This window comes from Photobacterium sp. Ph5 (genome assembly GCF_022129445.1).
Taxonomy (GTDB): Bacteria; Pseudomonadota; Gammaproteobacteria; order Enterobacterales; family Vibrionaceae; genus Photobacterium.
Genome location: NZ_JADQAQ010000014.1, coordinates 1 through 19,849 on the forward strand (window position 1 = coordinate 1; position 19,849 = coordinate 19,849).

At 41.3% G+C, this 19,849-nt stretch carries 17 protein-coding genes, 1 other RNA gene and 1 pseudogene; 12 read left to right on the plus strand and 7 right to left on the minus strand.

Translation table 11 applies throughout. The annotated features are described in order from the left end of the window. Window positions 1–122: 122 nt before the first annotated feature. From dnaJ to grpE, 3 genes are all read right to left on the minus strand, one after another. The gene (gene dnaJ / locus I3259_RS07440; RefSeq protein ID WP_238029046.1) at window positions 123–1,265 is read right to left on the minus strand and encodes a molecular chaperone DnaJ; all 1,143 of its coding nucleotides are present in this window, start codon (window positions 1,263–1,265) and stop codon (window positions 123–125) included. A gap of 101 nt (window positions 1,266–1,366) precedes the next feature. Next, window positions 1,367–3,280, minus strand: a complete 1,914-nt coding sequence (dnaK, locus tag I3259_RS07445) for a molecular chaperone DnaK (protein ID WP_238029047.1) — start codon at window positions 3,278–3,280, stop codon at window positions 1,367–1,369. 215 nt (window positions 3,281–3,495) lie between these two features. Continuing rightward, a complete protein-coding gene (gene grpE / locus I3259_RS07450; protein ID WP_107207319.1) occupies window positions 3,496–4,110 on the minus strand; it encodes a nucleotide exchange factor GrpE in 615 nt (204 codons plus the stop codon). Window positions 4,111–4,302: 192 nt separating this feature from the next. Between grpE and nadK the strand changes: the two genes are divergently transcribed. The 3 genes from nadK (at window position 4,303) to bamE (ending at window position 7,570) form a co-directional block, all read left to right on the plus strand. Then, window positions 4,303–5,184 carry an NAD(+) kinase gene (gene nadK / locus I3259_RS07455; protein WP_238029048.1) on the plus strand — a complete coding sequence of 294 codons (882 nt, stop codon included), beginning with the start codon at window positions 4,303–4,305 and terminating at the stop codon, window positions 5,182–5,184. A 191-nt stretch (window positions 5,185–5,375) separates the two neighbouring features. Continuing rightward, window positions 5,376–7,043: a DNA repair protein RecN gene (gene recN, locus I3259_RS07460; protein ID WP_238029049.1), complete on the plus strand. Its 1,668-nt coding sequence runs from the start codon at window positions 5,376–5,378 to the stop codon at window positions 7,041–7,043. Window positions 7,044–7,213: 170 nt separating this feature from the next. Further along, a complete protein-coding gene (gene bamE, locus I3259_RS07465) occupies window positions 7,214–7,570 on the plus strand; it encodes an outer membrane protein assembly factor BamE (protein ID WP_006646244.1) in 357 nt (118 codons plus the stop codon). 76 nt (window positions 7,571–7,646) lie between these two features. On the opposite strand, the gene I3259_RS07470 is transcribed toward bamE, so the two are convergent. Together I3259_RS07470 and I3259_RS07475 are read right to left on the minus strand one after the other, a co-directional pair. After that, window positions 7,647–7,961 carry an RnfH family protein gene (locus tag I3259_RS07470; protein ID WP_238029050.1) on the minus strand — a complete coding sequence of 105 codons (315 nt, stop codon included), beginning with the start codon at window positions 7,959–7,961 and terminating at the stop codon, window positions 7,647–7,649. Next, window positions 7,951–8,385 carry an SRPBCC family protein gene (locus I3259_RS07475; protein ID WP_238029051.1) on the minus strand — a complete coding sequence of 145 codons (435 nt, stop codon included), beginning with the start codon at window positions 8,383–8,385 and terminating at the stop codon, window positions 7,951–7,953. The genes I3259_RS07470 and I3259_RS07475 overlap by 11 nt, the downstream gene beginning before the upstream one ends. 208 nt (window positions 8,386–8,593) lie before the next feature. Between I3259_RS07475 and smpB the strand changes: the two genes are divergently transcribed. The 8 genes and pseudogenes from smpB (at window position 8,594) to yjjX (ending at window position 15,426) form a co-directional block, all read left to right on the plus strand. Beyond that, a complete protein-coding gene (gene smpB, locus I3259_RS07480; RefSeq protein ID WP_238029052.1) occupies window positions 8,594–9,070 on the plus strand; it encodes an SsrA-binding protein SmpB in 477 nt (158 codons plus the stop codon). 112 nt (window positions 9,071–9,182) lie between these two features. Next, window positions 9,183–9,552, plus strand: a transfer-messenger RNA (tmRNA) gene (gene ssrA / locus I3259_RS07485). Window positions 9,553–9,750: 198 nt separating this feature from the next. Next, window positions 9,751–10,134: pseudogene (locus I3259_RS07490) on the plus strand (hypothetical protein); the annotation flags it as partial. Between the two features lie 400 nt (window positions 10,135–10,534). Beyond that, window positions 10,535–10,816 carry a hypothetical protein gene (locus I3259_RS07495; RefSeq protein ID WP_238029053.1) on the plus strand — a complete coding sequence of 94 codons (282 nt, stop codon included), beginning with the start codon at window positions 10,535–10,537 and terminating at the stop codon, window positions 10,814–10,816. Between the two features lie 316 nt (window positions 10,817–11,132). After that, a complete protein-coding gene (ahpC, locus tag I3259_RS07500; protein WP_238029054.1) occupies window positions 11,133–11,690 on the plus strand; it encodes an alkyl hydroperoxide reductase subunit C in 558 nt (185 codons plus the stop codon). Between the two features lie 251 nt (window positions 11,691–11,941). Next, the gene (gene ahpF, locus I3259_RS07505) at window positions 11,942–13,522 is read left to right on the plus strand and encodes an alkyl hydroperoxide reductase subunit F (protein WP_238029055.1); all 1,581 of its coding nucleotides are present in this window, start codon (window positions 11,942–11,944) and stop codon (window positions 13,520–13,522) included. A 600-nt stretch (window positions 13,523–14,122) separates the two neighbouring features. After that, window positions 14,123–14,764, plus strand: coding sequence for a helix-turn-helix transcriptional regulator (locus I3259_RS07510; protein ID WP_238029056.1), 642 nt, complete (start codon window positions 14,123–14,125; stop codon window positions 14,762–14,764). A 146-nt stretch (window positions 14,765–14,910) separates the two neighbouring features. Further along, window positions 14,911–15,426, plus strand: a complete 516-nt coding sequence (gene yjjX / locus I3259_RS07515; RefSeq protein WP_238029057.1) for an inosine/xanthosine triphosphatase — start codon at window positions 14,911–14,913, stop codon at window positions 15,424–15,426. 47 nt (window positions 15,427–15,473) lie between these two features. On the opposite strand, the gene trpR is transcribed toward yjjX, so the two are convergent. Both trpR and sltY read right to left on the minus strand, forming a co-directional pair. Further along, complete coding sequence (gene trpR / locus I3259_RS07520; protein ID WP_045083794.1) at window positions 15,474–15,791, minus strand: trp operon repressor; 318 nt, start codon at window positions 15,789–15,791, stop codon at window positions 15,474–15,476. A gap of 156 nt (window positions 15,792–15,947) precedes the next feature. Further along, window positions 15,948–17,897 carry a murein transglycosylase gene (gene sltY, locus I3259_RS07525; RefSeq protein ID WP_238029058.1) on the minus strand — a complete coding sequence of 650 codons (1,950 nt, stop codon included), beginning with the start codon at window positions 17,895–17,897 and terminating at the stop codon, window positions 15,948–15,950. Between the two features lie 260 nt (window positions 17,898–18,157). On the opposite strand from sltY, the gene ettA reads away from it, so the two are divergent. Next, a complete protein-coding gene (gene ettA, locus I3259_RS07530; RefSeq protein ID WP_238029059.1) occupies window positions 18,158–19,825 on the plus strand; it encodes an energy-dependent translational throttle protein EttA in 1,668 nt (555 codons plus the stop codon). Window positions 19,826–19,849: the final 24 nt, after the last annotated feature.

Genomic DNA, 19,849 nt, shown 5'->3' on the forward strand with positions numbered 1-19,849 from the left:
TTAAAAGGCCTGACTCCGATTGAATATCGAAATCAGGCCTTACAAGCCGCTTAACCGAAATGTCCAACTTTATGGGGTCACTTCAATCACGTCGGCTTTTAAAATTCAGTGTTTAACTACTTTTAGTTAGTTAAATCATCAAAAAACTTCTTCACACCTTTAAAGAAACCTTCTGATTTTGGTTTGTGCTTACTTGCAGCTTTGCCACCAAACGTTTCTTCAAGTTCTTGAAGTAATTCTTTTTGGCGTGAGCTTAAGTTAACAGGCGTTTCCACCACTAACTTACAAATAAGATCGCCCGTCATACCGCCACGGACAGAATCAACACCTTTTCCACGCATACGGAACATACGACCGGTTTGCATTTCAGCTGGTACTTTCAAGCTTACACGACCATCAAGGGTTGGAACTTCAACTTCCCCACCTAATGCCGCCATTGTAAAGCTTACAGGTACTTCGCAATGTAGGTTATTGCCATCACGTTGGAAAATGTTGTGTTCTTTTACATGTACTTGTACGTACAAGTCACCCGCTGGAGCGCCAAATTCACCCGCTTCCCCTTCGCCAGTAAGACGAATACGGTCGCCAGTATCAACACCTGCAGGAATTTTAACTGATAACGTTTTGGTTTCTTCTACACGGCCTTCGCCATGACACTTATTACAAGGGTCTTTGATGATTTGACCACGGCCATGACAGTGTGGACAAGTTTGCTGAACCGCAAAGAAACCCTGACGCATTTGTACTTGACCAGCACCGTGACAAGTACCACATGTTGTTGCTGATGAACCTTTCTTCGCACCAGAACCATCACAAGTGTCACAACCTACTAAGGTAGGTACACGGATTTCTTTTGAACAACCGCGAACAGCTTCTTCTAACGTCAGTTCCATGTTGTAACGAAGATCTGAACCACGCTGTGCGCGTTGTTGACGACGACCACCGCCACCACCAAAGATATCGCCAAACACATCACCAAAGATGTCGCTAAAGTCTGCACCGCCGCCGAAGCCGCCGCCACCGCCGCCCATTCCACCTTGTTCAAAGGCTGCATGGCCGTACTGATCGTAAGCTGCGCGTTTTTGGCCATCAGTTAGAATTTCGTAAGCATATTTTACTTCTTTGAATTTCTCTGCTGACTCTTCGTCACCCTGGTTACGGTCGGGGTGGAACTTCATTGCTAAGCGCTTATAAGCCTTTTTAATGTCACGCTCACTTGCGTCACGGGCTACGCCTAGCACTTCATATAAATCACGTTTAGACATAACTTGATTGTCACCTGGCTAGATATAGTTACGGGCGCTAGAGTAACCTCAAACGCCCGTAATTTAAATAAGATGTTAATTAATAGATATTAATAACGTTCTTATTTGTTGTCTTTAACTTCTTCAAACTCAGCATCAACAACGTCGTCGTCTTGCTTAGCTTGTTGCTCACCAGCGCCATCAGCTTGTTGTGCTTGTGCTTTCTGTTGAGCGATTTCCATTAGCTTTTGAGAAGCAGCAACTACAGCTTGAACTTTCGCATCAATTGCTTCTTTATCTTCGCCTTTACGTGCTTCTTCTAGTTCAGCAACTGCAGCTTCGATTTTTGCTTTCTCATCAGCAGGAAGTGCGTCACCCGCTTCTTCGATTTGCTTACGAGTACCGTGAATTAGCTGGTCAGCTTGGTTACGAGCAGTTACTAACTCTTCAAACTTTTTGTCGTTTTCTTTGTTAGCTTCAGCTTCTTGAACCATTTTCTCGATATCAGCATCGCTTAAACCACCAGACGCTTGGATAGTGATCTTCTGCTCTTTACCCGTAGTCTTATCTTTTGCAGATACGTTTAGGATACCATCAGCATCAAGGTCGAATGTTACTTCGATTTGTGGCATACCACGAGGTGCAGGCTGAATGCCTTCTAGGTTGAATTGACCTAGAGACTTGTTGAAGCTTGCTTGCTTACGCTCACCTTGGATTACGTGGATAGTTACCGCGCTTTGGTTATCTTCAGCAGTAGAGAACACTTGGTTCGCTTTTGTTGGGATAGTTGTGTTCTTCTCGATAAGCTTAGTCATCACGCCACCCATGGTTTCAATACCAAGAGATAGTGGAGTAACGTCTAGAAGGAGAACGTCTTTAACATCACCTGCAAGTACACCACCTTGAACAGCAGCACCTACAGCAACCGCTTCATCAGGGTTAACGTCTTTACGTGGCTCTTTACCAAAGAATTCAGTTACTTTAGCTTGAACCATAGGCATACGAGTTTGACCACCAACTAGGATAACATCAGTGATGTCACCAACAGTTAGGTCAGCATCAGCTAGCGCAACTTTTAGTGGGTCTAGAGAGCGTTGAACTAGGTCTTCAACTAGAGATTCTAGTTTTGCACGAGTCACTTTGATGTTCATGTGCTTAGGACCAGTTGCATCAGCTGTGATGTAAGGTAGGTTTACATCAGTCTGTTGTGCAGATGATAGTTCAATTTTCGCTTTTTCTGCTGCTTCTTTTAGACGCTGCATTGCAAGAGGATCGTTCTTAAGATCGATGCCTTGCTCTTTCTTGAATTCTTCTACTAAGTAGTTGATTAGACGAGTATCGAAGTCTTCACCACCTAGGTGCGTGTCACCGTTAGTTGCTAGAACTTCAAATGTTTTCTCACCTTCAACTTCATCGATCTCAATGATTGAAATATCAAAAGTACCACCACCAAGGTCGTAAACAGCGATAGTGCGATCACCACCTTGCTTGTCTAAGCCGTAAGCTAACGCTGCAGCTGTTGGTTCGTTAATGATACGTTTAACATCTAGACCTGCGATACGACCAGCATCTTTTGTTGCTTGACGTTGTGCATCGTTGAAGTAAGCAGGAACTGTGATTACTGCGCCAGTAACTGGTTCGCCAAGGTAATCTTCAGCTGTTTTCTTCATTTTCTTAAGAATTTCAGCAGATACTTGAGGAGCAGCCATTTTTTGGCCTTTTGCTTCTACCCATGCATCACCGTTGTCAGCCTTAACAATTTTGTAAGGCATGATTTCGATATCACGCTGAACTTCTTCGTCTTCAAAACGACGACCGATTAGACGCTTGATTGCGAATAATGTGTTTTCAGGGTTTGTTACTGCCTGACGTTTTGCTGGTTGACCAACTAGCGTTTCACCATCTTGAGTGTAGGCAACAACTGATGCTGTTGTACGCTCGCCTTCTGCGTTTTCGATTACACGTGGTTTGTCGCCGTCAAGTACTGCTACACAAGAGTTTGTAGTACCTAAGTCAATACCAATGATTTTACCCATCAGACTATCTCCGAAATTCGTTATATTTACTTGCTACACCTAGAACGCATTCTAAAGTTAGCGGTTCGGGCTTTACCCGTGACAAATATGTTTAATGTCTTATGACTACTAAATAAGGCCGCCAGAATGCTTTTCAAGGGCAAAACAAAAATATTTTCAAAAAAAATAAAAAAACCCACCGAAGTGGGCTTTTATACGCTAACTGATAACAGTTATTACGCTTGAGTATTTACGTTACCTGCCGCAGCTTTAGATACCATCACCATTGCAGGACGGATCACACGGCCATTTAGCTCATAACCTTTTTGCATCACCATCATTACAGTGTTTGGTGCAAAATCAGTGCTTTCTTGAATTGCCATCGCTTGGTGGAATTCAGGGTTAAACGCTTCACCTTGTGGGTTGATTTGCGTTAAACCAAATTTAGCAACGGTGTCTGTCATTGTTTTTAGCGTTAGCTCAACACCTTCCATCATCGCTTTTGATGATTCATCAGTCTTGTCTGCCATCTCAAGTGCACGCTCAAGGTTATCAATAACAGGTAATAATTCTTCTGCAAATTTGTTTAATGCGTACTTACGTGCTTTATCAATTTCTTGCTCTGAACGACGACGAATATTTTCGCCTTCTGCGCGTGCACGTAATGCTGCATCTTTCGCTTCATTAGCTTGTGCTTCACTTGACAGTAACGCCGCTTCTAGCTCTGCAATACGTGATTCGTATAGTTCTTGTTCTGATTCAACAAACTCACCCTCTACAGCTTCTACTTCAACAGCGTCAACTGCATCATTTAGCTGCTCATCCTGTACATTGTGGTTTTTGTTAGTCATGCGTTGGTTCTCCGCCAAGATAATTGGGTATGTATAATCAGCAGTGGCTATTCTACGCCACTACTTTTCAACAGTCTTGGGCATATTATGGGGATGAAGTTCAATGATTCAACCCAATATTGATAACAAACAGCGACAAGTTATTTTTTCTAAGGCTATACTGCCCTCACTATTAGATGTTGGAACAAAGAGATGACGCGAATTTTTGACACCATTGCGTTAATAGGTAAACCACGCAACCCTGATGCATTACAGACTCACATGAGCCTATATCAATGGTTAGTGGCACAAGACTACACAGTGTTACTCGATCATCGTCTATCAGATGATCTTGAGATCCCTGAACAGTGTTTTTGTGATTTACTCACATTAGGTGAAAAAGCCGATCTAGCCATTGTTGTGGGTGGTGACGGCAATATGCTGGGTGCGGCACGTGTTCTTTCTCGTTTTGATATCTCAGTAATTGGGGTTAATCGTGGTAATCTTGGTTTTCTTACCGATCTTGATCCTGATGATTTTGAAGCACCTCTCACCCGAGTGCTTAACGGCGACTTTATAAAAGAAGATCGCTTTTTACTTGAAGCAGAAGTACACCGTCATGGACAAGTAAAAAGCCGAAATGCTGCTTTAAATGAAGCCGTACTTCACCCTGATAAAATCGCTCATATGATCGAGTTTGAAGTCTATATTGATGATTGTTTTGCTTTCTCACAGCGTTCTGATGGGTTGATTATTGCAACACCAACAGGCTCGACTGCTTATTCACTGTCAGGCGGTGGTCCTATCTTATCACCGAGTTTAAATGCAATAGCCCTGGTGCCAATGTTCCCACATACGCTTTCTTGCCGCCCCTTAGTGGTTGATGGTGATCGTTGTATTAAGCTTCTGGTTTCACCCAATAATGGAAGTACACTTGAAGTTAGCTGTGATGGGCAAGTCTCTTTACCTGTTAGCCCTGGTGATGAAATCCATATTTACCAAAGTAAAGACAGACTACAACTGATCCACCCTAAAGATTACAGCTACTACAGCGTACTAAGAGGAAAGTTAGGCTGGTCAAGCCGTCTTTTCTGAGCCTCAATCATCTTCTACTTGAATAAAAACTTTCATAAAGCCAGTCTCGTACTGGCTTTATTTCTATCTGCATATCATTAACTTAACCTAAATCAAATTTTTCAGCATATTTCCTCACTCAACACTTTACTGGTCATAGATACAGTATATACTGTATGAAAAAACAGGTGTTGATTTAAACAGGTGAACACATGCTGGCACACATGACTATCTCTAATTTTGCCATTGTTAAAACGCTTCAATTTGAACTTAAACCCGGTATGACCACCATTACAGGTGAAACGGGCGCAGGTAAATCCATCGCTATCGACGCACTTGGCTTATGCCTTGGAGATCGTGCAGAAGCGACTATGGTTCGCCCTAATGAAGATAAAGCAGAAATATCTGCCGCTTTTTTATTGGCTAATAACCAGGCCGCTCGACGTTGGCTAGAAGATAACGATTTAATGGATGGCGAAGAATGTATCTTACGTCGTGTGATCACCAAAGAAGGTCGCTCTCGCGGCTTTATTAATGGCAGCCCAGTTCCTGCTTCACAGCAAAAAGCATTGGGACAATTACTGATCAACATTCACGGACAACATGCTCATCAGCAGTTAATGCGTCCTGAATATCAGCAACACATGCTAGACCAATATGCAGGTCACCATTCGTTACTTGATAAAACCCGTGAAACTTATCAACGCTGGCGTCAGGCGCACAATGAATTAAAGCGCTTAACTCAAAGCCGTGAAGAAAACGAAGCACAAAAACAGCTATTACAATATCAAGTAAAAGAATTAGATGAACTCGCACTGGGTGAAGAAGAATTCAACGAGATTGAAGAAGAGCACAAACGCTTATCGAATAGTGGTGAATTAGCAGTTGCAAGCCAAACGGCATTATCAATGCTTTATGACAATGACGATGGTAACGCATTACAACTGCTTCAAATGGCATCTCAACAAGTATGCAATTTAGGTGAATATGACAATAACCTGAATGTGATCCCGCAAATGCTTGAAGAAGCCATTATTCAAGTTCAAGAAGCAAGCCAAGAGCTACGCAGCTATCTTGATAACTTAGATATGGATCCACATCGCTTGATCTATTTAGAAGAGCGCTTAGCTAAAATCATGTCGATGGCGCGTAAACACTACGTAATGCCAAATGAGTTATACCAAAAACATCAAGATCTACTTAAAGAGTTAGACAATCTTGATTGTAGTGATGAACGTTTAGAAGAAATGGCAGAAAACGTAGAAGCATTACGCCAAAAGTGCCTTCTTGCCGCAGAAAAGCTAAGCAAAAGTCGCCAACGTTATGCTAAAGAGCTAGATCAAAAGATCTCTGAAAGTATGCATACGCTTAGCATGGAGCACGGTGAGTTCTCGATTAATATCGCCAGCGATCCTGAACGTATGCTAAGCCCTATTGGTTATGACAGTATTAGCTTTTTAGTTTCAACCAACCCAGGTCAGCCTTTACAAGCACTAGGTAAAGTCGCATCGGGTGGTGAGCTTTCACGCATCTCACTCGCAATTCAAGTGATCACAGCACAAAAAGTAGAAACACCAAGTTTGATTTTCGATGAAGTCGATGTGGGTATCAGTGGACCAACTGCCGCAATTGTCGGAAAAATGCTAAGAACCTTAGGTGAATCAACCCAAGTAATGTGTGTCACGCACTTACCGCAAGTCGCAGGTTGTGGACATCAACAAATGTTTGTGGCGAAAAAAACATCGGAAGGACAAACAGAAACCAATATGCGCCCACTAACAGAAGATGACCGTATTGCAGAACTAGCGCGCCTACTTGGTGGCAGCGAAATTACTGAACGAACATTAGCTAATGCAAAAGAGTTACTCATTGCAGCCTGATTAAGTTTCGCTTATTTAACGGTTATGAAATAAACTAAGACACAGATGCAACTATTACGCGAAGTAATAGTCGAATATCAAAATTATTTACTTTTTTTCTTTACCGCTTTTTACTTCTGCATAGACCTTGTTTATCATCGCAGCAGTTAAAGCTAAAAAGCCAGGATGCTATGACTTGGAAAAACATTGCAGCCCTAACCCTAGCGTTAGGCTTACTTAGTGGCTGTTCAATCGCTGAACGTTTGGTCTATCGCATTGATATAGACCAAGGCAACTACGTAGAACAAAAAAGCGTTGATATGCTTCGTGTCGGTATGACAAAAGCACAAGTTCAATATGTTCTGGGCACACCTATGTTGGTAGACCCAAGTTACCCAGACAGATGGAACTATATCTTCTATGAAAAGAACGGCCATGATAAGCCGATCCAGAAGAATCTAATCTTAACTTTCAACCCACAAGCCCAGCTTGTTAGTATGAAAGGGGATTTCAAACAAGGTGCTCAATTCATGGATTCCATGAATTAATAGCCTTTGTAAACACATAACAAAAAAGCTCGCATCAGCGAGCTTTTTTATATCTAGTGATTAGCACTTCAGTAGCTTATTTATTTTTCTCAGCATCTAATTTAGCCTGCTCTGCGCGCTTACGACGGATCTCTCGAGGATCAGCAACTAATGGGCGATAAATTTCAATTCTATCCCCTTCTCTTGCCGTGCCATCTAGCTTCACATTTCGGCTATAGATACCAACCTTATTCTTCTTTAAATCAATATCAGGATACATGGCTAAAATGCCAGATTGTTCGATTATTTCTTGAATGGGCGCATCAGCAACAACTGCTAATTTTAATACGCGCTGCATATTGGGTAATGCGTAAACAACCTCAACATGGATTAATGGTTGATCAGAATGCATAAACTTCTTTTGCTCGTTGAGTAAACGCCTGCACCATACTACCGGTCAGGTCGCGGAAAACTTTACCAAAAGCTGCATCAATCAAACTACTGGTAAATTCAAATTCAAGATTAAGTTCAATTTTACATGCCGTAGAATCTAATTCTGTGAACGTCCATCCACCGACAAGTTTACGAAAAGGGCCATCAACTAACTGCATGTTAATTTGATTAAAATCGACCAATTTATTATGCGTTACAAATGTTTTTCGAATACCCGCCTTCGCAACATCAACCGATGCCATCATATGACTTGCCGAACTTTCAATAACTTTACTGCCAGCACATCCTGGTAAAAAAGCTGGATAAGACTCTACATCATTTACAAGTTCAAACATTTGCTGGGCACTAAACGGAACCAGTGCAGAGCGACTAATCTGCGGCATAGTTTCTCCTTCATCGAACAGACAGCTCTTTAGGCTCAAAGCCATTGCGCTTAAAGAGACAACACTATAATACCATTAGTCCGCAATCTGCCAAAATAGCTATTGTTACAACCTTTAAATATGCTAACTTCAATAGCTTATTCGACCAGAAAAATCACCTATATTAGATTTTGTTCTGGGACAGCAACAATGACTCAATGAGGTCAACATGGCTAAAAAACCAAAGCAAAGTAGCAATACTATTGCTAAAAATAAAAGCGCTCGATTTGAATTTGCCATCGGTGATGAATACGAAGCAGGTATGGTTCTACAAGGATGGGAAGTAAAAGCTATCCGTGACGGTAAAGTAAACATGACCGAAAGTTATGTTTTCTTACGTAATGGTGAAGCCTTTATTTCAGGTCTAACCATTTCCCCATTAAATGCGGCGTCTACCCACGTGGTTGCCGATCCAACACGCGTACGTAAGCTATTGCTTAACCGCCGCGAACTTCGAAAGTTAGCGGATTCGGTGAACCGTGAAGGCGATACTATCGTTGCACTAAACATGTACTGGAGCACCTCTTTTGTAAAGATCAAAATTGGTACTGCTCGTGGTAAGAAATTGCATGATAAACGTGCTGATAGTAAAGCAAAAGATTGGCAGCGCGATAAAGCAAGAATCTTGAAAGGTAATAACCGTTAAACCACTTAATGCAACACGGTGTTAGCATTTGAATAGTAATCAATCACTTGGTAATTGAATTACAATATACCTGTTGACCTAGTTAAATATTCTGCTAACATCGAACGCATCTGGGGCTGATTCAGGATTCGACAGGATCACGAAGGCTTGTGGAGCATGTCGAGGTGCGGTTTGCCTCGTTAAACAGCCGCAAAAAAATAGTCGCAAACGACGAAAACTACGCACTAGCAGCTTAATACCCTGCTGAGAGCGCTCCTGCCCTAGCTTCCGCTTGTAAGACGGGGAATAACAGGGGTTCAAACCCAAACAAGATAGCGAGGGATTCTTTGACTAGAGAGATGAACCGCGAAATAGAACTCTGGTATGTATTTGCATAGCGTGTCAATTCGCAGTGTCGATACGAGAATAAAGATTGACTAAACATGTAGCGCCATCTGTTAGACTGATTTTGGACGCGGGTTCAAATCCCGCCAGCTCCACCAAATTCGTATACGAAGACGTCCAAGGACGTCCAGAGAGCCCACTAAGACATTGTTTTAGTGGGCTTTCTTGTATCTACAGGGTTCTAATACGTCCAGTAGCACCTTTGATTTATAGGTACACTGAAAGGTACACTGCTTTTAACGTAGTAATTTGGTGTACCCATTATGGCAAGAACAACAAGGCTAACAGATAAGGAAATCAAAGCGGCGTTCAAAAAGCCTAGAGAAAACATGACTTCCCTCAGCCTCGTGAATTACCACCAGTATGAGACGCACCACACGTTATTTAATCAAATAGCAATTGCATACCATAACACGGCCTTCTGAAGCAGCAGGTACTCGCTGGGGTGAAATCGGCCTAGAAGCTAAATGTGGACTATTCCACCAGCTCGCATGACAGACGTCGTGAACACCGCATCCCAATTAACACACGTTGATGATAACCAAGTACGTAATGCCTATAACCGTACCGATTATTTAGAAAGACGCTTACCTATGATGGTTTGGTGGAGAGAATATATTGAGCAAGTTTCTCTAGGCGGTTTATCGATAATAGGAACAGCTTCACTAAAAACAGTCTAATCATACTATTCAGCAAGTTACGATTATCTTCATATATTATGAATACCTGTAGCCTTAAATTATTACCTATATATCTTTTCCCATAACTTCCAACTAAAAAACGTGATAGTAACCATATAAATTAAAAGGTTAAATGTACACATAAATATAGTACTGCTAACTTGACCACTTCATTCTGCTAGTAATGCAAGTCACAACGAATACGTAGACCCTACACTCATGGTTTATTTATCATAACCATCAAAAAAATCAACACCTTACAGCATAAACGTAATTATTACAGCAGTAAGACATACCATGCTTATATCGTTAATAGTGAGGCAAAATAATGATTACTGAGTACCTAAGGCTAGACCACTCAAGCGGTGAGGAATATACCTGCATGATAAGTGAGGATAATATGGATAGCATCGGAATGAACATTTGGTATGACCGGTTACACACGATGCTATCTACTCGGCAGCCTATGATAATTGATGGACGCAAAGTACAGGCGCTCATTTGGCGTGAATGTGACTTACGCGTACTGATTGATGATCATTGCTTTGATGTTTACTCAAAAAAGTACGTCTTTACCGATACTGATAACAGCCATGACTATAATCTACAGCGTATGGAGCATGACATTACGCTCACGTACATGAACAATAGAGACGAAATGATTGAAGCTTATAATTATTAGTAAGTTAATTATGATTATATTATCAGTCACTTAAACAACCCAATATAGGTAATTATGATCAAGTTTTTTCAACCATACTCTCCTTTTCCATAAAGCTCTAAACACTACAAACTAAATCTACCCTTTATCTTCTAGCGTTAATGACGATAAAAATCGTCTGCTTAAAAATAATCGTTCAACCTAATAGGTTTTAGCTATTGAATGTATCGGCTATAACGATTTCCTTAATTTACCTGTTTTAACAATAATGGTTTCAGAGATTTGATTTGCACTACAGCATAAAAATTTAAAATTATATTCAAAAGGATTCCATATTATGATCAACACTGAAATCAAGCCATTTAGCGCTACAGCATACAAAGAAGGCAACTTCGTAGAAATCACTGAAAAAGACGTTCTAGGTAAGTGGGCAGTATTCTTCTTCTACCCAGCTGACTTTACTTTCGTATGTCCAACAGAGCTTGGCGATCTAGCTGACCATTACGCAGAGCTTCAAGAGCGCGGCGTTGAAGTATTCTCTGTATCAACAGATACTCACTTCACTCACAAAGCATGGCACGACAGTTCTGACACTATCGGTAAAATTAACTACTACATGGTAGGCGACCAAACGGGTAACATCACTAATAACTTCAATGTTATGCGTGAAGGTCAAGGTCTTGCAGACCGTGCTACTTTCCTAATCGACCCACAAGGTGTTATCCAAGCAATGGAAATCACTGCTGAAGGTATCGGTCGTGAAGCTGATGATCTAATGCGTAAAGTGAAGGCAGCACAATATGTTGCAGCACACCCAGGTGAAGTTTGCCCTGCTAAATGGAAAGAAGGCGAAGCAACACTAACTCCTTCTCTAGACCTAGTTGGTAAGATCTAATCTTATTTACCTTTGATGATAGTAAGTGATTTTATCTCCTACTTCGAGTTGCTTATTACTCATCCTGCTTTTAAATAATGTACTTATTTAAAAGTAATAAGGCATCAAGCATAAACTGCATGTTTGGTGCCTTATTTATTCCAAGACCTTCAAACATATTTAAGCCTTTTTATATAGGCGATATGTCGTATAACAGTAGAATCGTATTCATTATCTGCTGTTAAGTCGTAAATAATTTAAAAGGCGAGATTATGTTAGAACAAAGCATGAAGCAGCAATTAAAAGCGTATTTAGAAAATTTAAAAACAGATATCCAACTGGTATTAAGTTTAGATGATAGTGACACTGCACAAAAACTGCATGAACTTGCTTATGAGATTGCAGAACTAAACGATAAAGTTAGTGTTATTGAAGATAATAATGCCAGTGTACGTAAGCCTGTAATGCAAGTGGTTAACCCAACCAAACAGACCTCAATGAGCTTTGCAGGTCTTCCAATGGGACACGAATTTACTTCATTGGTATTAGCGCTACTACACAGTGGTGGTCACCCAATGAAACTAGAGCAAGCTGTTATCGACCAAATCGCAGCTTTAGATCAAGATATCGTTGTTGAAACCTTTATTTCATTATCATGCCAGAACTGTCCTGATGTTGTGCAAGCGTTCAACATGATGGCAGCGATTAACCCACGTATTAAAGCAAGCATGATTGATGGCGCAGCTTTCCAAGACGAAGTCACTGAACGTAATATCATGGCAGTACCGACTGTTTATGTGAATGGTGAAGTCTTTGGTCAAGGCCGTATGTCGCTAACTGAAATTTTAAATAAGTTAGACACAGGTGCAGCTAAAAAAGTAGCGGCAAGCCTAAACGAAAAAGCTCCATTTGATGTGTTAGTTGTCGGTGGTGGTCCAGCTGGTGCATCTGCTGCAATCTACGCTGCACGTAAAGGTATCCGTACAGGTGTTGTTGCTGAGCGCTTCGGCGGTCAGGTAATGGATACCATGTCTATCGAGAACTTTATTTCTGTGAAAGAAACACAAGGTCCTCGTTTAGCGGCAAGCCTTGAAGAGCACGTAAAACAATACAACGTTGATATTATGAGCGAGCAGCGTGTTAATAACATCGTTGAAGCTGCTGATACTGAAGATGGTTATACGCACGTTTATCTAGAAAGCGGCGCAATGCTAAAATCTCGTAGTGTGATCATCAGTACAGGTGCTCGCTGGCGTGAAATGAACGTCCCTGGTGAACAAGAATACCGTAATAAAGGTGTGGCTTACTGCCCTCACTGTGATGGTCCATTATTCAAAGGCAAACGTACAGCAGTTATCGGTGGTGGTAACTCAGGTATTGAAGCTGCGATTGATCTTGCTGGTATTGTTGAACACGTTACTGTACTTGAATTTGCTGACACATTACGTGCTGACCAAGTGTTGATCAATAAAGCAGAAAGTATGCCTAACATCGACATTATTAAAATGGCGCAAACGACAGAAGTGGTTGGCGATGGTACTCGCGTTACAGGCATCAGTTACAAAGATCGTAACACGGATGAAATCAAACACATCGAACTTGCAGGTATTTTTGTTCAGATTGGTTTAGTACCAAATACTGAATGGCTAAAAGAATCCGCAGTTGCATTAACACCACGCGGTGAGATTGAAATTGGTGCTCATGGTAATACTAACGTGGATGGCATCTTTGCTGCAGGTGATGTGACAACAGTCCCTTACAAGCAAATCATTATTGCAATGGGTGAAGGTGCTAAAGCAAGTTTGGGAGCATTTGATTACTTAATTCGCACCCCAGCACCAATCACTAAGTAATAATACAATCAATCACTAAAGCCTGTTCTCATCGAGAATGGGCTTTTTATTATGGGAGAAAAAGTTTGCTATCACATCTCAAATGTATATTAAAGTTGCATTCAATATATACAATTATTAGTTATTCTTATTTGGAATTAACATCTAATTTACAACTAAATTCATAATAAATTATTGCTAATACAGTTAGTATTGAATTAATACCTATAAACATTAGCTATTGCAGCTATTAATATTTTCCTCAACTACAAAATACATCAACACCCATAATGATAAGTGATAATCCATCGGTTAAATATCAGCCTGATTGATTTATAACATCATGTTAATCAACATGTTATTTCTTATCATTACCATTCATTCAAATGACATATTATTGTATTAAGACTAGAAGCCGCTTTCTCTACTTATTACTTATTTTTTATCGCGTATTTTGTCCCTTTTTTTACCCATCTTTCCCTCAGGGTATATTTCTTTAACTAGATCAATCGCACTTTTGTTTCTTGAGTGATTCCTTTATTACAATTATCAGTAAACTCAATTATGACTTTTAAGAATGCCCTTTTGCATTCCCCCTTTTTAAAGCAGGAAGCTAATTTTATGGAATATTTAGAGAGAATTAAGCGTTTGGCAAAGGTACAAGGTATCAGCCAGAAGCAACTTGGCGAAGCTCTAGATCTTCAACAAGGCACGATGAGCCGTAAACTATCCGGTAAGTACGGCATTGAAGTTCGTGAACTAGAAAAAATTGCAGATACCCTAAACACCTCTATTGGCTATATCCTAACAGGACAAGTAGATACAGGCACTCAGGCAACAACAACAATCAGTACTGAATTAGACAGTGCTGCAACATGCACTTACATTCCTGTTATTCACCGTAAAGATTTTTCAGCATACAACGACGGTAGCTCTGTCGAGGTGATCAGCAAGCGCGCGATCCCCCAGCACCTAGAGCGTGAAGAGTGCTTAGGTCTATTGATCGATAACGAAAATATTTCACAGTGTGCGCCTGTTGGTAGCTATGCATTAGCAACAAAGCAAGCGGATTATCGTCCTAAACAACCTGTTTTTGCTTCTGTACGTGGCAGTGAGCCTGACTTCTACCATATGACACAACTTGCTGATGGCGTTGTATTCTCTACTTCACAACCTGATTTCCCTAACTTATTCGTTAATAACGATGAGTTTCAAATTCACGGTTATATCATCCAATCTGATTGGGCTTACGATCGCCTGTAACCATCAGAGATCATCGAATATACAAAAGCCTGCGAGAAATCGCAGGCTTTTTTATTTTCCTTTTCCCGATATCATTTCAATCGTTTACCGACTCAATATCTTTCAAGTACACTGACACGCATTCGATTTGATTTAGGTATTCACTGATGCAAACAGTTATGGTCGCTTCAACTAACCCTGCAAAAGTTGCTGCTGTACGCGATGCTTTTTCTCTCGCCTTTCCTATGCTTTCTTTTAATGTTCAAGGTATTGCAGCTCAAAGTGGTGTTCGCGATCAACCCCTTACTAGTGAAGAAACCTTATTGGGCGCACGAAATAGAGTAAAACACTGCCGTGAACAATGTCCTGATGCTGACTATATTGTGGGATTAGAAGCGGGAATTGATAATAAATTCACATTTGCATGGATGGTAATTGAGCATGGTGGGCAATGTAGTGAATCACGCTCAGCATCATTACCGTTACCGCCACTAGCACTTGAGAAAATACAACAAGGAATGGAATTGGGTGACATTATGGATGAAATGTTTAACCAACAAAATGTGAAACAAAAAGGTGGAGCGATTGCGATGCTCACGAATCATTTATTAACGCGAAGTTCGGTTTATCAGCAAGCGTTAATCTTAGCCTTGATCCCTTTTCTTAATCCGCAATTGTTCTAACAGAAAGTAGGATATTGTTTAGAACACAATATCCTATTTCCATAAGATTATTGCTCTGGTTTATTCTGCGCAAGAAAATTCGCTAACCATGCTTTGGTTTCATCATCCTGATGTTTTAACTCATTAGAACCACGGGTAATTGTGGCGACCCCTACCCCTAATAATTCACTGATCTTACGCTGACTACGTTCACCATTTAATAATTCATGGACGATATTCACACGTGCAATTAATGCTTCTCGCTCATCGTGCGTTAATAATACTTGGAATAACAACGCATCTCGCTCTTCTGCTGAAGCATGGCGTATCAAATCAAGTACATTCTGCCACTCGGTAAAATCAGGGCTGTCAGAAGTTGTTGTCATAGTTACCTCATCAGGTATGTCATCTTGCTGCAGTGTACCTTGTTAATCTATCGACACCAAGATATCAACTTGTAAATATCGTTATTACCAATAATAAAAAGCCGAGTGTTATTCCACTCGGCTTTCTTGGTTAATCGCGATAGTAAGTCGCTGTTATTAATAACGTGCGTTTAACTCTTTCTGCGTTAGTAACGGTGCCTTCTTACCCATCAGTTCGTTGTAATACACATCAAACATCAGTACATTTTGTACATAACCTCGGGTTTCATTAAACGGAATTTGCTCAATAAAGCTATATACATCTAACTTACCATCGGTCTGTTTTTTCCACTGCCTTACACGACCAGGACCCGCATTATACGACGCAAAAGAGTAAATACGATTATCGTCGTTATTATCTAACATCATTTTCAGGTAGCCACTACCTAGGCGAATATTAACACCCGGATCAAATAAGCTTTCTTTACCCGCATAATCTCGACCTAATTTCTTCGCCGTATGTGCTGCTGTTGCTGGCATTAACTGCATTAGGCCACGCGCTCCAACATGGGATTGTGCGTGAATATTTAAGGCACTTTCTTGTCGAGCTAACGCCATCATGGTCGATGTCGGTATACCACGTTTTTTACTAAAGAAGTCAAACCACCATTTATGTGCCAGTGGGAAACGCAGCGCCATGTGATCCCATAGTTTCCCCGAAATCGTCGCTTGTACCGCTAAGTGGTGCCACTTATGTTTTTCAGCATAAACCGCTAACTGACGTTTAGTTTGAACGCCTTGTGTTCTCGATAACAAGTAACCCCACTCTCGATTGGCTGCCACCAGCCTGTCAGTATCAATTAACTCACCAATACGCTTTAATGTTTTGGTATAAGGTTGAATTAACTTGGTTGACGTTGGCCCTTGCTGATTAGGGTAAGTAATTGGCTTATGCAAAATAGTGGCTGCTGCTGCACTGTAAAAATCACGCTCGCCTAACAAAGAGTGATAAATTTTATCGGCTTGCTTCTTTTGCCCTTTTTTCGCAAGTAACTGTGCTTGCCAAAACTTCCAACGTGGGCTGTCTTTCGCTTCTTTGGGGAGACGATTAATCCATGTTTGTACACCACTCCAATCCGCTTCACGGATCGAGTTACGAATACGGCGCTCTAATATACTCACGTTCTGGCTGGTTTTCAGTTTGCTATCACGCCATTTCGCTAACGCAGGATCGCTGGTTGACATGAGTCGTGATGCAACTGCATCAGCTAATGCTTGTTTTTTTGCTTTATCAAAATGCTGACCAGACACTACTTGGTTGTAAGAAGCAACCGCTTGTTTCACATCAGCACGCGCTAATCGATAATATGCAGCTTCAGTTAACGCTTGGTTGAACTTCGTCACTTTGCTCTGTTTAGCAAAATCAGCAACACCTTGAGGCTTAGTTAATAGCGCAAGAATTTTATCACCAGTAACTTGTGCACTGCCTGTTAGTTGCTTATCAAGATAGGTAACTAAACTCTTATTCCCTTTCTCAAACGCCAACAGCATACGATCAAGCACTAATGTATTTGTTCGTTTACCCGCAGCCGTCCACGCATCTAATAATGGGTCGCAGCGATTAGGTAACGAACTGCCTGTTTGCCATAGTTTTTCAGCCCCAGCCCATGCTTGACTTGCATGACCTGTTTGGCTCTTAGCGTAGTAATAGGAACACTTCAATGACGTACTACTCGGTACTGTCGATTGTACCGATAAGAAGTCACGCCATCGATCCAGTCCTGCAAGGTAAGACAGGTAATTTCGTTTAATTGTTCTACTAAACGGTAACGCTTTATATTTATTTACAAAGTAGTTAACTTGAGTCGGTGATTTTTGATCAAGAGCCGCATTAAATGAACGATATTCCAAGTAAGGATAAAGTGGGTATCCACCTAATTTCGCCTTATTGGCATTAAATGTCGCCATGTCTTTATTATCAAACGCCGTTTGCGCCTGATCATACCAAGTACGCTGTTGCTCTAAAGAGGCTGCCTGCACCGTAAACGTGCTAGCAATACCTAGTGATAACAGCGCAATTGAAAATATATTGGGGGAAGTTGGAATGCGTGGCACTAGAAGCTCCATATCATTATAGATAAAAGTAGAATCCCTGTTGCTAACGGCTAAACAGTGCCAGCAACTACATCTAAGACAATCATAATAGCAAATAATTCATGTGCCTATTCACATAATGGAATAAGCACTTGTAACATTAAGACGAAATCAGCCAGCTTTTTTGCGTCGTTTTTTTTGCTCTCACCACCAAATATAAACAATTCTGTTAAACTTCAGTCCAGAACAGGTAAAATATTCCCTTTCATTTTAAATAGAGATCACACACGGATATGGCTGATTACGTCTATACCATGTCGCGAGTGGGAAAAATCGTCCCACCTAAGCGTCAAATTCTAAAAGATATTTCACTGAGCTTTTTCCCTGGCGCTAAGATCGGTGTCCTAGGTCTAAACGGTGCAGGTAAATCAACATTACTTCGCATCATGGCGGGTATCGATACCGATATCGAAGGTGAAGCACGTCCACAAGCAGGTCTAAAAATTGGTTACCTACCACAGGAGCCAATCCTAGACGAAAGCAAAACTGTACGTGAAGTGGTTGAAGAATCTGTATCAGATGTGAAAGAAGCACTGATCCGTCTTGACCAAGTATACGCAGCTTACGCAGAACCAGATGCAGACTTTGATGCTCTTGCAAAAGAGCAAGGTGAGCTTGAAGCACTGATCGAAACCAAAGATGGTCACAACCTAGGTATGCAACTTGAGCGTGCAGCAGATGCACTACGCCTACCTGATTGGGATGCAGTTGTTAAGAATCTATCCGGTGGTGAGCGTCGTCGTGTAGCGATTTGTCGTCTACTGCTTGATAAACCTGACATGTTACTGCTTGACGAACCAACCAACCACTTAGATGCAGAGTCAGTGGCATGGCTTGAGCACTTCTTGGTTGATTACAACGGTACTGTTGTGGCTATCACGCACGACCGTTACTTCCTTGATAACGCGGCGGGCTGGATTTTAGAACTTGACCGTGGTGAAGGTATTCCATGGCAAGGCAACTACACCTCTTGGCTTGAGCAAAAAGATGCGCGTCTAAAACAAGAAGCATCTCAAGAGCGTGCACTACAAAAAACCATCGAGAAAGAGCTAGAGTGGGTTCGTCAAAACCCTAAAGGCCGCCAAGCAAAATCAAAAGCACGTATGGCGCGCTTTGAAGAGCTAAGCACTAACGAACACCAAAAACGTAATGAAACGAACGAGCTATTCATTCCGCCAGGTGAGCGCCTAGGTGATAAAGTTATCGAAGTGAAAAACCTGACTAAATCGTTCGGTGATCGCGTATTAATTGATGACTTATCATTTAGCATGCCTAAAGGTGCTATCGTCGGTATTATTGGTGCAAACGGTGCGGGTAAATCTACCCTATTCAAAATGCTAAGTGGTACAGAACAACCTGATTCAGGCACCATTGAGCTAGGTGATACTGTTAAATTGGCATCGGTTGATCAGTTCCGCGATAGCATGAACGACAACAACACGGTTTACCAAGAAATTTCTGAAGGCGCTGATATCATCAAGATCAACAACTTCGAAATTCCTGCACGTGCTTATGTCTCTCGCTTTAACTTCAAAGGCAGTGATCACCAGAAACGCATTGGCGATCTCTCTGGTGGTGAACGTAACCGTGTTCACCTTGCAAAACTACTGAAAGCAGGCGGTAACGTATTACTGCTCGATGAGCCAACCAACGACCTTGATGTTGAAACGCTACGTGCACTTGAAGAAGCGCTACTAGAGTTCCCTGGTTGTGCAATGGTGATCTCGCACGACCGTTGGTTCCTTGACCGTGTGGCAACCCATATTTTGGACTACCGTGATGAAGGCCAAGTAAGCTTCTTTGAAGGTAACTTCACTGAATACACCGATTGGCTGAAGAAAACGCTAGGTGCCGATGCAGCAGAGCCACACCGCATTAAATACAAGCGTATTGCTAAATAAGTAACAAACCAATAATACTAAAAT